At 68.6% G+C, this 14,210-nt stretch carries 11 protein-coding genes; 2 read left to right on the forward strand and 9 right to left on the reverse strand.

Annotated features, from left to right (window positions below; translation table 11 throughout):
* Positions 1 to 12: 12 nt before the first annotated feature.
* The 4 genes from pheT to rpmI form a co-directional block, all read right to left on the reverse strand.
* The gene (gene pheT / locus D588_RS0111730) at positions 13 to 2,391 is read right to left on the reverse strand and encodes a phenylalanine--tRNA ligase subunit beta (protein WP_017916113.1); all 2,379 of its coding nucleotides are present in this window, start codon (positions 2,389 to 2,391) and stop codon (positions 13 to 15) included.
* 131 nt (positions 2,392 to 2,522) lie between these two features.
* Positions 2,523 to 3,518 (reverse strand): phenylalanine--tRNA ligase subunit alpha, encoded by a 996-nt coding sequence (gene pheS, locus D588_RS0111735; RefSeq protein ID WP_010342858.1) that lies wholly within the window; start codon positions 3,516 to 3,518, stop codon positions 2,523 to 2,525.
* 203 nt (positions 3,519 to 3,721) lie between these two features.
* Positions 3,722 to 4,081, reverse strand: coding sequence for a 50S ribosomal protein L20 (gene rplT, locus D588_RS0111740; protein ID WP_010342859.1), 360 nt, complete (start codon positions 4,079 to 4,081; stop codon positions 3,722 to 3,724).
* A 10-nt stretch (positions 4,082 to 4,091) separates the two neighbouring features.
* Positions 4,092 to 4,289 carry a 50S ribosomal protein L35 gene (rpmI, locus tag D588_RS0111745; protein ID WP_010342861.1) on the reverse strand — a complete coding sequence of 66 codons (198 nt, stop codon included), beginning with the start codon at positions 4,287 to 4,289 and terminating at the stop codon, positions 4,092 to 4,094.
* A gap of 140 nt (positions 4,290 to 4,429) precedes the next feature.
* Between rpmI and D588_RS28200 the strand changes: the two genes are divergently transcribed.
* On the forward strand, positions 4,430 to 4,597 hold the full coding sequence (locus tag D588_RS28200; RefSeq protein WP_198526761.1) for a hypothetical protein: 168 nt from the start codon (positions 4,430 to 4,432) through the stop codon (positions 4,595 to 4,597).
* Positions 4,598 to 4,670: 73 nt separating this feature from the next.
* Here D588_RS28200 and infC read toward each other — a convergent pair whose 3' ends face one another.
* Together infC and thrS are read right to left on the reverse strand one after the other, a co-directional pair.
* Positions 4,671 to 5,195 (reverse strand): translation initiation factor IF-3, encoded by a 525-nt coding sequence (gene infC / locus D588_RS0111750; protein ID WP_304412340.1) that lies wholly within the window; start codon positions 5,193 to 5,195, stop codon positions 4,671 to 4,673.
* Between the two features lie 63 nt (positions 5,196 to 5,258).
* On the reverse strand, positions 5,259 to 7,163 hold the full coding sequence (thrS, locus tag D588_RS0111755; RefSeq protein ID WP_017911219.1) for a threonine--tRNA ligase: 1,905 nt from the start codon (positions 7,161 to 7,163) through the stop codon (positions 5,259 to 5,261).
* A gap of 325 nt (positions 7,164 to 7,488) precedes the next feature.
* On the opposite strand from thrS, the gene D588_RS0111760 reads away from it, so the two are divergent.
* Positions 7,489 to 8,562 carry a LacI family DNA-binding transcriptional regulator gene (locus tag D588_RS0111760; protein ID WP_017916114.1) on the forward strand — a complete coding sequence of 358 codons (1,074 nt, stop codon included), beginning with the start codon at positions 7,489 to 7,491 and terminating at the stop codon, positions 8,560 to 8,562.
* Positions 8,563 to 8,624: 62 nt separating this feature from the next.
* Here the strand turns inward: D588_RS0111760 and D588_RS0111765 are convergent, their stop codons facing one another.
* From D588_RS0111765 to D588_RS0111775, 3 genes are read right to left on the reverse strand one after another with little or no spacing between them, the layout of a single operon-like run.
* On the reverse strand, positions 8,625 to 10,298 hold the full coding sequence (locus tag D588_RS0111765) for an alpha-amylase family glycosyl hydrolase (RefSeq protein ID WP_198526762.1): 1,674 nt from the start codon (positions 10,296 to 10,298) through the stop codon (positions 8,625 to 8,627).
* 8 nt (positions 10,299 to 10,306) lie between these two features.
* Positions 10,307 to 11,791, reverse strand: coding sequence for an MFS transporter (locus D588_RS0111770; RefSeq protein WP_017916116.1), 1,485 nt, complete (start codon positions 11,789 to 11,791; stop codon positions 10,307 to 10,309).
* Complete coding sequence (locus tag D588_RS0111775; RefSeq protein WP_026143625.1) at positions 11,788 to 13,989, reverse strand: Six-hairpin glycosidase-like protein; 2,202 nt, start codon at positions 13,987 to 13,989, stop codon at positions 11,788 to 11,790. Before D588_RS0111775 ends, D588_RS0111770 begins: the two co-directional genes overlap by 4 nt.
* Positions 13,990 to 14,210 lie beyond the last annotated feature (221 nt).

Below are 14,210 nucleotides of genomic sequence, written 5' to 3' on the forward strand. Positions count from 1 at the left end.
CCCCTGTGCTTCTCAACCACGCATCCGCGCGTCGTGTTCCCGCGCCAGCGCGGCCACCGCATCGGCGACCACCGCCTCCACGTCGCGGTCTGTCAGAGTGCGCGTGTTGTCCTGCAAAATCAAGCCCATAGCGAGACTCTTGCAACCAGCCTCGACCCCCGCGCCGACATAGCGGTCGAACAGCACGACCTCGCGCAGCAAAGGCCCCACCGCCGCGCGCACGCTGCGCGCCAGCGCCGCCCAACTCACCGCTTCCGGCAACACGAAGGCCAGGTCGCGGCGCACCGACGGGAACCGCGACAGCTCGGCGGCGCGTGGCAGGGCACGCGCGGCCAGCGGCGCCAGGTCCAGCTCGAACGCCAGCACATCGACGTCGATCTGCATCGCCTGCAGCAGCCGCGGATGCAGTTGGCCGATCCAGCCGATCCGCACGTCGTCGCGATAGACGTCGGCCGATCGGGTCGGATGCGCGAACGGGTGCGCCGACGGCCGGTAGTCCAGGCGTGCGCCGGAGGCTGCGGCCAAGGCGTCCAGGTCGCCCTTGAGGTCGTGGAAATCGACCTTGCGCGCCGGCAGGCCCCATTGCAGGGCGTCGGCATCGCCGCACACCGCCGCCGCCACCCGCTGGGTTTCGGTCGGCGCGGCGCCGGCTTCCGCCGCCGCGGCGAACACCTTGCCAAGCTCGAACAGGCGCACGCGCCCGGCCTGGCGCGCGGCGTTGCGGCCCAGCGCGGCGACCAGCCCAGGCAGCAACGACGGACGCATCACCGCCAGTTCGGCGCTGAGCGGATTGGCCAGGGCCACGCGCCCGTCGTGCAGGCCCCACTGGTCCAGCAGCGCGGCATCGACGAAGGCGTAGTTGATGGTTTCCAGCAGATCGCGCGCCAGCAACTGGCGACGCACGCTGCGCTCGTCCAGCTGGGTCTCGCTGTCCATGGCGATGCGCGTGGCGCCGCCGGGCAAGGTGGTCGGCAGGCGGTCGTAGCCGTGGATGCGCGCCAGCTCCTCGATCAGATCCTCTTCGATGGCGATGTCGAAGCGGCGGCTCGGCGCGGTGACCTGCCAGCCGTCGGCCGAGGCGACCACGTCCATGCCCAGCGCGCGCAGGATGCGCTCGACGTCGGCGTCGGCGATCTCGATGCCGAGCACGCGCAGGATGCGTGCGCGGCGCAGCGCGATCGGCGCCGGCGCCGGCAGGAATTCGGGCAAGGCGGCCTCGACCACCGGACCGGCGCGCCCGCCGGCCAGCTCCAGCACCAGCCGCGTGGCCAGCTCCAGCGCCTGCCGCGGCAGCGCCGGATCCACGCCGCGCTCGAAGCGGTGACCGGCATCGGTGTGCAGGCCGAGCTTGCGCCCGCGGCCCATGATCGCGGCCGGGGCGAAATGCGCGGCCTCCAGGAACACGTGGCGGGTGGTCTCGGTGACCCGGGTGGCGTGGCCGCCCATCAGCCCGGCCAGCGCCACCGGCCGATCGGCATCGGTGATCAGCAGGAACGCCGGATCCAGCACGGCCTCGCGGCCATCGAGCAGGGTCAGGGTCTCGCCGTCGCGCGCGTGGCGCACGCCGACCGGACCCTGCAAGGTGTCCAGGTCGAAGGCATGCATCGGCTGGCCCAGTTCCAGCATCACGTACTGGGTGATGTCCACCAGCAGCGACAGCGGACGCACGCCGCTGCGGCGCAGGCGCTCGGCCATCCACAGCGGCGTCTTCGCCGCCGGATCCAGGTCCTCGACCACGCGGCCGCAGTAACGCGGCGCGTCGGCGCCCGCGTCCAGCGCGACCGGCAGCGTACGCTCGCTGCTCACCGCGGCCGGCGTCACCGCCAGCGGCAACACGTCGCTGCCGCAGGCCGCGGCCACGTCGTAGGCGATGCCGCGCACGCCGAAGCAGTCGGCGCGATTGGGCGTGAGCTTGATCTCAATGCTGGCGTCGGGCAGGCCCAGATACTCGATCAGCGCCTGGCCGATCGGCGCATCGTCGGGCAGTTCGAACAGGCCGGACGCATCGCTGTCCAGGCCCAGCTCCTTGGCCGAGCACAGCATGCCGTTGGACGCGACGCCGCGCAGCTTGGCCGGTTTGATCGCGATGCCGCCGACCTGGGCGCCCACCAGCGCCAGCGGCGCGACCAGGCCCGCGCGCGCATTGGGCGCACCGCAGACGATCTGCAGCAGCTCACCCTGCCCGGCATCGACCCGGCACACCTGCAGCCGGTCGGCCTCGGGATGCGGCGCAGCCTCGACGATCCGCGCCACCACCACCTGCTGCAGGCCGTCGCCGAGCGGCACGACCTCCTCGACCTCCAGGCCGATGGCGGTCAGGGTCGCCGTGAGCTGCTCACGCGTGGCCTGGGTCGGAACGTGGCTGCGCAGCCAGTTTTCGCTGAATTTCATGGAAGGGCCGGGAATCGGGAATGGAGAATGGGGAATCGAAGACGCGGTCTACTAGGAACGGAAACGGAGAGGGGAAACGAGCCTTTGCGTTGCTTTGCCCATTCCCGATTCCCGTTTCCCGACTCCCAGCCTCAAGCAAACTGCCGCAGGAACCGCACGTCGTTCTCGAAGAAGGCGCGCAGGTCGTTGACGCCGTAGCGCAGCATCGCGAAGCGCTCCACGCCCATGCCGAAGGCGAAGCCGGTGTAGCGCTCCGGGTCGATGCCGACGTTGCGCAGCACGTTCGGGTGCACCATGCCGCAGCCGAGCACTTCCAGCCAGCGGGTGCTGCCGTCGGGCTGCTGCCAGGCGATGTCGACCTCTGCGCCGGGCTCGACGAAGGGGAAGTAGCTGGGACGGAAGCGCATCTGGAAATCGCGCTCGAAGAACGCGCGCACGAACTCGGCCAGGGTGCCCTTGAGGTCGGCGAAGGTCGCGTGCTCGTCGACCAGCAGGCCTTCGACCTGGTGGAACATCGGCGAATGGGTCTGGTCGCTGTCGCTGCGGTAGACCTTGCCGGCGGCGATCATGCGCAGCGGCGGCGCATGTTCCCCCATGTAGCGCACCTGCACGCCCGAGGTGTGGGTGCGCAGCAGGCGGCCGTCGCCGAAATAGAAGGTGTCGTGCATCGCCCGCGCCGGGTGGTGCGGCGGGAAATTCAACGCCTCGAAGTTGTGCCAGTCGTCCTCGATCTCGGGGCCGTCGGACAACTCGTAGCCCAGCCGCGCGAAGATCTCGGTGATGCGCTCCAGGGTGCGGGTGACCGGATGCAGCCCGCCGCGTTCGCCGCGCCGCCCCGGCAGGGTCACGTCGATGCGCTCGGCGGCCAGGCGCGCGTCCAGCGCCGCGGTTTCCAGCAGCGTGCGGCGCTCGGCCAGCGCGGCGGACACCGTGTCGCGCGCGCGGTTGATCGCCTCGCCGGCCAGCTTGCGCTGCTCCGGCGCCAGCGCGCCGAGCTGCTTGAGCTGGGCGGTGATGCTGCCGCTCTTGCCGAGCAGCGCGACCCGCAGTTGCTCCAGCGCCTCCGGACTCTGCGCCGCGGCGATGTCCGCCAGCGCCTGCCCGCTCAGGGAATCGATCTCACTCATTGCACTCGCGCCTCACTGCTCCGGCCGAACCGTGGCCACCGTGTCCCACCGATGCGGGACCTCACCTACCCGGCAGGCACCCCGCATCGGGACGCCCAAAAACGCAAAAGGGGAAGGACTTGCGCCCTTCCCCTGCACGCCTGCGATGGCTCCCGCCGAAACCCCGCACGCGGACGCGCGGGTTCCTGCAGGGACTCGCAAACTTATGCCGCCAGCGCGCCCTTCGCCTTCTCCGCCAGGGCGGCAAAGCCCTGCGCGTCGTGCACGGCGATGTCCGCCAGCACCTTGCGGTCGAGGGTGATGCCGGCCTTGAGCAGGCCGTTCATGAAACGGCTGTAGCTCATGCCGTTGATGCGGGCCGCCGCATTGATGCGGGTGATCCACAGCGAACGGAAATTGCGCTTCTTCTGCTTGCGGCCGATGTAGGCGTACTGCTGCGCCTTGATCACCGCCTGCTTGGCGACGCGGAAGACCTTGCGACGGGCGTTGTAGTAGCCCTTGGCGAGGTTCAGAACTTTCTTGTGACGACGGCGCGCCTGGACGCCACGCTTGACTCGAGCCATGGTTCAGTCCTCAGAGGTAGGGAAGCATACGGTCCAGACGGCCTGCGTCCTCGGCACGGACGTGGTTCGTCTGCCGCAGGTTGCGCTTCCGCTTGGTCGCTTTCTTGGTGAGGATGTGGCTACGGTTGGCGTGGCCGGCCTTGTACTTGCCGGAGGCGGTCTTGCGGAAACGCTTGGCCGCCGCCCGGTTGGTCTTGATCTTGGGCATTGCAATGTCCTTGATGGTGTTTTGTCACTGGTCAGGGCGGTGGCTGCGCCACACTTTCCGTCCGTGCCCTTACCTGCTTGTAAGCCCTTGATCCACTAAGGATCCGGGCGGGTCCTATTGCCGCGCGAGCGGCAAACCCGATGAACTGGGCCGCGCATTATGCCAGGGCTTGGAATGCCTTGCAAATCATGCGGTTCGGGTGGGCGCGCACTGGCGCGCCGGGAATCGAGAATGGGGAATGGGGAATCGAAAACGGCGCGCACGGCATCACCACGCAGCCTGCGCCGGGGCAAAAAACGCGGGGATGACCATGCCGGTGGGCGCCGTTGGCGCCCGTGCGGCCGCGCGCCCGCACGGGGCGGGGCGCGATCCTGGCCTGGGTCAGCGCTTCTTCGGCGCGATCATCATCACCATCTGCCGGCCTTCCAGGCGCGGACGCGATTCGATGACGATGTCTTCGCCCAGATCGGCCTCGATCCGCGCGGCCATTTCGCGACCGAGCTCCTGATGGCTCATCTCGCGACCGCGGAAGCGGATGTTGACCTTGACCTTGTCGCCTTCCTCGATGAAACGGCGCATGTTGCGCAGCTTGATCTGGTAATCGCCTTCGTCGGTGACCGGACGGAACTTGATTTCCTTGATCTCGACCTGCTTGGTCTTCTTCTTGGCTTCGTTGGCCTTTTTCTGCTGCTCGAACTTGAACTTGCCGAAGTCCATGATCTTGCAGACCGGCGGATCGGCCTGCGGCTGGATCTCGACCAGATCGAGTCCATCCTCTTCGGCCAGCGCCAGCGCTTCGTCGCGGGTCAACACGCCGACCATCTCGCCGTCCGCGCCGATCACGCGCACGCGCGGCACGCGGATCTCTTGGTTCTTGCGGTTCTGTTTGTTGTCAGGGGTACTGATGTTGCAATCTCCCAGGGGAATCGGACTGGCGCGGACGGAGGCTCCGTCCGCACCAGGGTGGTGTCACGCCAACTGCTCGGCGCGCAGCCGTTCGGCGAAGGCGGCGACCGACATGGTGCCCAGATCCTCCCCCGATCGCGTACGGACCGCAATCGCGCCGTTTTCCGTCTCGCGGTCGCCCGCGACCAACAGGTACGGCACCCGCTGCAGCGTGTGTTCGCGAATCTTATAACCGATTTTTTCGTTCCGCAAATCGGCCTCGATGCGGAAGCCTTGATTTGCAAGGAGTTTCCGCACGTTGTCTACATAGTCTGCCTGTGCGTCCGTGATGTTCATGACCACGGCCTGCACCGGCGCCAGCCAGGCCGGGAACATGCCGGCGTGATGCTCGATCAGGATGCCGATGAACCGCTCCATCGACCCGACGATGGCCCGGTGCAGCATGACCGGATGCTTCTTCTGGCTGTGCTCGTCCACGTACTCGGCGCCGAGGCGGCCGGGCATCATGAAATCCACCTGCATGGTGCCGAGCTGCCAGGTGCGACCGATCGCGTCCTTGAGGTGGTACTCGATCTTCGGGCCGTAGAAGGCGCCCTCGCCCGGCAGTTCCTGCCACTCCACCCCGCAGGCGCCGAGCGCAGCGCGCAGGGCGGCCTCGGCCTTGTCCCAGGTGGCGTCGTCGCCGAGGCGCTTTTCCGGGCGCAAGGCGATCTTGATCTGGATGTCGTCGAAGCCGAAGTCGCCGTACACCTTCAGCGCCTGCTGGTGGAAGGCGGTGACCTCGGCCTCGATCTGCTGCTCGGTGCAGAAGATGTGGCCGTCGTCCTGGGTGAAGCCGCGCACGCGCAGGATGCCGTGCAGCGCGCCGGACGGCTCGTTGCGGTGGCAGGCGCCAAACTCGCCGTAGCGGATCGGCAGGTCGCGGTAGCTGTGCAGGCCCTGGTTGAACACCTGCACGTGGCCGGGGCAGTTCATCGGCTTGACCGCGTAGGTGCGCTTCTCCGACTCGGTGAAGAACATGTTGTCCTGGTAGTTGTCCCAGTGGCCGGACTTCTGCCACAGCGACACGTCCAGGATCTGCGGGCAGCGCACCTCGCCGTAGCCGCTGTCGCGGTAGACCTTGCGCATGTACTGCTCGACCACCTGCCAGATCGACCAGCCCTTGGGGTGCCAGAACACCAGGCCTGGGCCCTCCTCCTGCAGGTGGAACAGGTCCTGCTGCTTGCCGATCTTGCGGTGATCGCGCTTGTCGGCCTCCTCCATGCGCAGGATGTAGGCCTCGAGCTGCTTCTTGTCGGCCCAGGCGGTGCCGTAGATGCGCTGCAGCTGCTCGTTCTTGGCGTCGCCGCGCCAGTAGGCGCCGGAGATGCGGGTCAGCTTGAAGGCCTTGAGAAAACGCGTGTTCGGCACGTGCGGGCCGCGGCACATGTCCACGTATTCCTGGTGGTAGTACAGGCCCATCGCGGTGACGTCGTCGGGCATGTCCTCGATCAGGCGCAGCTTGTAGTCCTCGCCGCGCTGCTTGAACAGCTCGATCACCTCGGCGCGCGGGGTGACCTTCTTGATCACGTCGTAGTCCTGCGCGATCAGCTCCTGCATGCGCTTCTCGATCGCCGCCATGTCCTCGGGGGTGAACGGGCGCTCGCTGTAGATGTCGTAGTAGAAGCCTTCGGCGATGACCGGGCCGATCACCATCTTGACCTCGGGATACAGCTGCTTGACCGCGTGACCGACCAGGTGCGCGCAGGAGTGGCGGATGATCTCCACGCCTTCGGCGTCCTTGGCGGTGATCAGGCGCAGGCTGGCGTCGTGGTCGATGAGGTCGCAGGCGTCGACCAGGCGGCCATCGACCTGACCGGCGATGGTCGCCTTGGCCAGACCGGGGCCGATGGACTGGGCCACGTCCATGGGGCTGACGGGGTGTTCGAATTCGCGGCGGCTGCCGTCGGGGAGCGTGATCGTGATCATGGGAGTCGGCGGAAAGGGAAACTGGGGGATGACGTCCGCGCCACCTCGGCGGCAGGCCAGCCTGGGCGCGGGACAGAAAGAAGGCGCCACAAGGGCGCCTGCTCGGACAGCCTTGGGCGGGAACTCAAGCGAGGGCGGTGGTAGTGCTCATGTCGCACGCTCGGCCGGCGTCGCCGCGGGCCACCCATGTCCGGATCAGGTCGATAGACAAGAATGGTAAACCAGCTTTTACCAAAATGGTAATTGCGGCCGTTTACCAAAACGGTCATTCCTGGTGCGCGCCCGAGGTCTTCGCTGCGCCGCAGCAAGAGCTCCAGCAGCCGCCATGGCATGCTTCGCCGACGTTTTCCCCGCACCCGGACGCGCCGTCATCAAAGGCAAGGCCACATCGCTGGACATCGCCTATCTGGCAGGCGTGTCGCAACCCACGGTCTCGCGCGCGCTGCGCGGCAGTCCCGCGGTCAACGAGCAGACCCGGCGCAAGATCCTGGCGATCGCGCGCGAGCTGAACTACAAGGTCGACAAGCACGCCTCCAGCCTGCGCCTGCGCAATGCCGGCACCCTGGCGCTGCTGTTCTTCGAAGACCCGACCACCGACGACTCGCTGATCAACCCGTTCTTCCACTCGATGCTGGGCTCGATCACCCGCGCTTGCGCCCGCCATGGCTACGACCTGCTGGTGTCGTTCCAGCAGTTGTCGGACAACTGGCGCGCCGACTACGGCGACAGCCAGAAGGCCGACGGGCTGATCCTGCTCGGCTATGGCGACTACCTGCAGGCGCAGCAACGGCTGCAGCACCTGGTCGACCAGGGCACGCACTTCGTGCGCTGGGGCGCGGTGCTGCCCGGGCAGCCGGGCGTGTCGATCGGCAGCGACAACTTTCAGGGCGGGCACGACATCACCGCGCACCTGCTGGCGCAGGGCCGCCGCCGCATCGCCTTCCTCGGCGACGCCTCCAACCATTACCCCGAATTCCTGGAACGCTACCGCGGCCATCTACAGGCGCTGCGCGCGGCCGGCGCCGACGCCACGCCGGCGCTGCAGGTCGATGCGATCACCACCGAGCAGTCCGGCTACGAGGCCGCCCTGGCCCTGCTCGGCCGCGGCGAGCGCTTCGATGCCCTGTTCGCCGCCAGCGACCTGATCGCGATCGGTGCACTGAAGGCCTTGCGCGAGCACGGCCTGCGCGTGCCCGAGGACGTGGCCCTGGCCGGCTTCGACGATATCCCGGTGGCGGCCAGCGTCGATCCGGCGTTGTCGACGGTGCAGCAGGACACCAAGCTGGCCGGTGCGGTGCTGGTGGACACCCTGCTGGCGCAGATCGCCGGGCAGCCGGTGAGCAGCCGCACCCTGCCGGTGACACTGGCGCTGCGCGGCTCCTCGCTGCTGCGCAACTGAGCCCTACTCTGGCACCGACGCGCCGACGGCCGGCGCGCTGACGCCGACCGGCAGCGCCGCGTTCACGGCGTCGGCGCGACGCCGTCCTTGGCCGCCATCAGCCAGCGCAGCCGCGCGCGCAGGTCCGGGCGCACGATCGGCGCATCGGACAGGAACACGCGCACGCCATGTGCCGGCACCTCGGCGCGCAGCGCATCGGTCACCTCGGTGGCGCTGCCGTCGAAGCCGTCGTGCCAGGTGCCGGGCTGCAGATAGCGGCGCACTTCCAGCGTGCGCGGCGCGTCGCTCTTGTTCAGCAGCACCAGCGCGGTCTGAGTGCTGCCCGCATGCTGGAACACCCGGTAGAACACCGCCTCGTCGCCGGACAGCTGCAGGTTGAGCTGCAGGCCGCGCTGCAACGCCGGGCTACGCTGGCGCAGCGTGGCGATGCGCCGTAGCGGCGCGAAGATCGGACTGCTCGGCGCCGCGTTCACCCGCGCCTGGCCGAAGTAGTTGCGGTTGCCGGCATGCTCGGCGCGCCCGCGCATGAAGCCGGTCTCCGAGCCGTAGTAGATCACCGGGATGCCGCGCGCGGTGAACAGCCAGTTGTGCGCATCGATGAAACCGGCGTCGCTGGCGTCCAGCCGCGCCATGTCGTGGTTGTCGTAGAAGGTCATCAGCTCGTACGGATTGGCGTACGGGCCGCGTTCCAGGTACAGCGCCGGCTGCAGCGTTTCGTAGCCGCGCTGGGCGTGGCCGAACGTCGCCGCCAGTGCCTGCTTGAGCGGGAAATCCAGCACGCTGACGCCGGCGTTGTTGGCCCAGGTGTGGCCGGCGATCTTGTGCGCGTTGTAGTCGAAGTCCTCGCCGAACATGAACATGCCCGGGCGCTGCGCGCGGATGCGGCGCACGAACTCGTGCCAGAAGCTGTCCGGCATCCAACCGATGGTGTCGATCCGGAACGCATCGGCGCCCTGCCCCAGCCACTGCGAATAGGCGCCGACCAGATACTCCATCACCGCCGGGTTGCGCTCGTTGAAATCGGACAACTGCGCCAGGTTGCCGCCGGTGTTGTAGAACGCGTGCAGCGGGTTATGCGCCGGGTCCAGCTTGGACGGCGGCAGGTTCTGGTGATCGGCGATGAGCGTGCCGTCGCGGTCGAACACCTGGCCGAACATCGGCTGCCGCTTGGGCATGGTCCAGGCCGGCGAGCCATGATTGCCGACGATGTCCAGCACCACCTTCAACTGCTGCGCGTGCATGGCCTGGGTGAAGCCGGCGAAATCCAGACCGGGGCTCGGCAGATGTTCGTCGAGCTTGTAGAAATTGACGCCCCAGTAGCCGTGGTAACCGGTCTTGCCACGGTCGCTCAGCGAGCTGCCCCAGGTGATCGGCTTGCCGCCGGTGAAGGCCTCGTCCGGGTTGTCGACGATCGGGGTGATCCACACCGCACCGAAGCCCAGGTCGCGTATGTAGCCGGCGTTGTCGACCACGCCCTTGAAGTCGCCGCCGAGGTAGCCGATGTTGTCGCTCTCGCCCGGCGGCGCCGGGATCGGGATATCGAAGGTGCGGTGCGCGCCGCCCTGGTCGCGATGGTCGTTGCCGGGATCGCCGTTGACGAAGCGGTCGGTGACCACGAAGTACACCGCCTCGCTGGCGAACGGCTCCAGCGTGCCGTAGAACTCCTCCTGCGCAGGCGCCTGGGCCTGCGCCGACGCGGCGCAGGCGCCCAGCAGGGCCAGCGCCAACAACGACATCCGATCGATCATGCGTTCGCTCCCGAATCCGACGGCACCCACAGCACGCACAGCGCCGCCACCAGCAGGCTGCCGCCGCCGATCGCCAGCGCGTACAGCGGCCGGCCGCCGAGCCAGTGCGTGAGCACGAAGCCCAGCACGCTGACCGCGACCAACTGCGGGATCACGATGAAGAAATTGAAGATGCCCATGTACACGCCCATCTTCGCCGCCGGCACGCTGTCCGACAGCAGCGCGTAGGGCAGCGACAGGATCGAGGCCCAGGCGAAGCCCACCCCGACCATCGACAGCAGCAGCCACTGCGGATCCCGGATCCACAGGAACGACAGCAGGCCGGCCGCGCCCAGGCACAGGTTGAGCAGATGGCTCACGCGCAGCCCGCAGGCGCGCACCAGCAGCGGAATGGCGATCGCGGCCAGTGCGGCGAAGCCGTTGTAGGCGGCGAACAGCACACCGACCCAGTTGGCGCCCTCGTTGTAGGCGGCCGAGGTGACGTCCTGGGTGCCGTAGTGGGTCTGGGTGACCGCGGCGGTGGTGTTGATCCACATCGCGAACAACGCGAACCAGGAGAAGAACTGCACCCCGGCCAGCCGTCGCATCGCCCGCGGCATGGTCTGCAGATCGCAGACGATCGCCGCCAGCATGTGTCCGCGACGCAGGCGCGGCGCCACGCCCTGCAGCACGCCGTAAGCGATGCACAGGCCGGCCAGCACGTACAGCATGCGGTCGCCGCGGCACCAGGCGATGGCTACCGCGCCGGCAATGCCCACCGCACACCACAGCGCAGCGGCGCCATCGACACGGCGCGGTTGCGCCGCCGTGGCGGCCTGCGTGACGTCGTCGAAGCCGTGCAGGTCTTCGGGCGGATACTCGCGGGTGCGCAGTACGGTCCAGCCGATGGACAGGAACAGCACGGCGCCGCCGAAATAGAACGCGTAGCGCACCGTCGCCGGCACCTCCCCTGAGCCGGCGGTGTTGCTGACGCCCCAGTGCGCCAGCAGCCACGGCAGCATGCTCGCCACCACCGCGCCGACACCGATGAAGAAACTCTGCATGGCGTAGCCAGTGGCGCGCTGGCGTGTCGGCAACTGGTCGCCGACGAAGGCGCGGAACGGCTCCATCGAGATGTTGATCGAGGCGTCCAGCACCCACAGCGTGCCGGCCGCCACCCATAGCGTCGGCGAGTTCGGCATCACCAGCAGGGCCAACGTGGTGAACAGCGCGCCGACCATGAAGTACGGGCGACGCCGGCCGAAGCGGTTCCAGGTGCGGTCGGACAGGTAGCCGACGATGGGCTGCACGATCAGGCCGGTCAACGGTGCGGCGATCCACAATCCCGGCACCTGCTCCATGTCCGCGCCCAGGGTCTGGAAGATGCGACTGGCGTTGGCGTTCTGCAGCGCGAAGCCGAACTGAATGCCGAGGAAGCCGAAGCACATGTTCCAGATCTGCCAGAACGACAGCGCCGGCTTGGTACGTGGCAAGGCGCTCATGGATGCTCCTCGATCGGGCCGGCCGGCGCGATCAGCAGCGCGGCGACATCGGCGGTATTGACCACGCCATCGGCGCCGCCCTGGCCACCGGTGTAGCGCGCGAAGTGCTGCAGTGCGCTCATGTTTGCCGCCGGCAGCAGCCGGGCGTGGCAGCGCTGCCCGGCCTGCAGCACGAACAGCGCCGCCGTCGAGGTCTGCTCGCCGACGCTGTGCGGCATCACCAGCGGCTGCGATTGCGCTGGCGCGTCGCCGCATTGCACCTGCAGGCGTTTGACCGCGGCGGTGACACCGGTGTTGATCGGCCCATGCGCATTGACGTAGCGCACGCTCAGTCGATAGGCGCCATCGTGCGGCGCGGTCCAGCTCCAATCGTCGGCGCCCTCCACGCGGGCGACGTTGCCGACGCAGACAGTGGGGCTGTGCAACGACTCCCAACGCGCACCCTTCCGGGTGAGACTCAGGCATTGCACGCGCTCGGCCAGCGGCAGCAGCGCGCCGTCGGCGCTGCCCGTGCGTGCCTGCCCATCGACGTACAACACCGTGTCCGCAGCCGCCTGCACCCGCCAGCCCCCGGTCTCGCGTCGCACCTGCGGTGCCGGCGGCGCCAGCGGTGCGAAGGCGTCTTCTGCCGTCAGCATCTGCAAGGGCGCACTTCCGCTGTGGCGTGCCACCAAGTCGATGGTGATGACGCCGTTCTGGCTGTGGGTCTTGCCGGCGACCAGCAGGTCGCCCTGCAGCTGCATCGGCCGGCGCAGCACGATCCGGCGGTCCTTCAGCTGCAACGCAATCTCCTGGCGCTCGCCGAACAGCATGGGCACCAGGCTGGTCGGCAGCTTGGGCAGCACGCGGCCGTCGTCCTCCACGCCGAACACGCCTTCCATCACCATCGCCAGATAGCCGGCCACCGACCACAACTGCCGCGGTGAATTGACCACCGGGCCGCTGAGCGGGCCGTCGTCCACATGTGCGGCCTGGCTCAGAAACTCGTAGTTCTCCATGTTCGAGCCGGCCAGCGCGGCGCCGCGCAGCAATGAGCGCACTTCCAGGTCGATGCGCGCGCTGTCGTCGGTCTGCCGCGCCGCGCGCAGCGCATAGGCGCTGACGAACGGCCAGATGGCCCGGTTGTGGTAGATGGGCACGTCGCGCTGCTGCGGCCACACCACCGGGCTGCCCGCCTCCACCGCCGGATAGCGGGCCAGCGCCTGGCGCGCGCGCGCGGCCGGCAGCACGTCGGCCAGCACCGCCAGCGACAGGCCCAGCAGGTCGTAGCGTTCGTAGCGCACCGGATGCTCGGCTGTGCCGATGTAGCCGACGTAAGTGCCGCGGTCCTCGCGCCAGAAACGCTGCGCGATCGCCTGGCGCAGTGCATCGGCCCAGTCGGCATAGCGCGCGGCCGCCTGCGTGTCGCCCTGCTCCCGGGCCAGGCGCTCGCCCAGGCGCAGCGCCTGGTAATGCAGCACGTTGGTGGACAGCGCGAAGGAACTGGCGATGAAGCCGACATCCTCGCGCGTCCAGGCCGGATAGGTCTGCTCGCGCCAGTCCAGGAACGAGGTCTCGCCGCGGTACAGGCCGATGCGCGGGTCGAACGCGAACGCGCGATCCTGCGCCAGCGTGGCAGTGAGCGCGGCGCGGGTATCGGCGGCGAAGCCCGGATCGTCCAGCAGGTGCCGCGCGGCCAGGAACCACACCACCCGGTCGCTGCTCACCGGCCAGCTGCCGCCGGAGCCGGTGTCCTGCGCCACGAACAGCCCCGGCAGCGCGTCGGTGCCGCGCATCGGCGACAGCTTGAAGCGCAGCGAGCGGCGCGTGCGCTCCGGATCCAGCCGCGCCAGGGCCAGGTCGGCGGCATAGCTGACGTCGCGGGTCCACACGTAGGGCCAGCGCTCGCCGGTCTGGTAGCAATCGCACGGCAACGGCTTGCCGTGATCGAACGCCGGATCGCGGATCGCCTGCACCTGATCGTCGTGCAGTTCCTGTTGCGCCAGCGCGAACAGCGCGTCGAACAACGGGCTATCGGTCTCGCTGCGCAACGGCTGCGCCGGCACCGTGCGTGTGCCTTGGGCCGCGTGCAGCACAAAACCGCCGTCGGCCGTGGCCTCGGCCTGCGCGGTCTGGCCACGCCATTGCAATGACGCCTGTCCAGCAGACGCCGACGCCGCAGCACCCAAGGTGGCGGCCAAGCAAATCATCTTCAGCATCGAAGCGGCAGACCGGCTCGCACCGATCGACCTCCCTCCCTCTTTGCCTGCATGGTGGAAGCGCAGGCCGGCATGCCGGCGCTGCGGTCGCCGCCTCCGCATCGCGGGGCGCTGCGGACATGGTAGACGGGCGGCACCGCGGCGCGTGCAGTTGCATACGTATTCATCGTACGGGCCTCCGGCGGCCAGGAACCGCCTCGCTATAGTCGTTGCGATGCCAC

Source organism: Xanthomonas sp. SHU 308, from assembly GCF_000364645.1.
In the GTDB taxonomy this organism is placed as follows: Bacteria; Pseudomonadota; Gammaproteobacteria; order Xanthomonadales; family Xanthomonadaceae; genus Xanthomonas_A; species Xanthomonas_A sontii.

Bases quoted from the DNA above. Each gene is read 5' to 3' on its own strand.
- pheT (WP_017916113.1), bottom strand. From the start codon at position 2,391: ATGAAATTCAGCGAAAACTGGCTGCGCAGCCACGTTCCGACCCAGGCC.
- pheS (WP_010342858.1), bottom strand. From the start codon at position 3,518: ATGAGTGAGATCGATTCCCTGAGCGGGCAGGCGCTGGCGGACATCGCC.
- rplT (WP_010342859.1), bottom strand. From the start codon at position 4,081: ATGGCTCGAGTCAAGCGTGGCGTCCAGGCGCGCCGTCGTCACAAGAAA.
- rpmI (WP_010342861.1), bottom strand. From the start codon at position 4,289: ATGCCCAAGATCAAGACCAACCGGGCGGCGGCCAAGCGTTTCCGCAAG.
- D588_RS28200 (WP_198526761.1), top strand. From the start codon at position 4,430: ATGAACTGGGCCGCGCATTATGCCAGGGCTTGGAATGCCTTGCAAATC.
- thrS (WP_017911219.1), bottom strand. From the start codon at position 7,163: ATGATCACGATCACGCTCCCCGACGGCAGCCGCCGCGAATTCGAACAC.
- D588_RS0111760 (WP_017916114.1), top strand. From the start codon at position 7,489: ATGGCATGCTTCGCCGACGTTTTCCCCGCACCCGGACGCGCCGTCATC.
- D588_RS0111765 (WP_198526762.1), bottom strand. From the start codon at position 10,298: ATGTCGTTGTTGGCGCTGGCCCTGCTGGGCGCCTGCGCCGCGTCGGCG.
- D588_RS0111770 (WP_017916116.1), bottom strand. From the start codon at position 11,791: ATGAGCGCCTTGCCACGTACCAAGCCGGCGCTGTCGTTCTGGCAGATC.
- D588_RS0111775 (WP_026143625.1), bottom strand. From the start codon at position 13,989: ATGCTGAAGATGATTTGCTTGGCCGCCACCTTGGGTGCTGCGGCGTCG.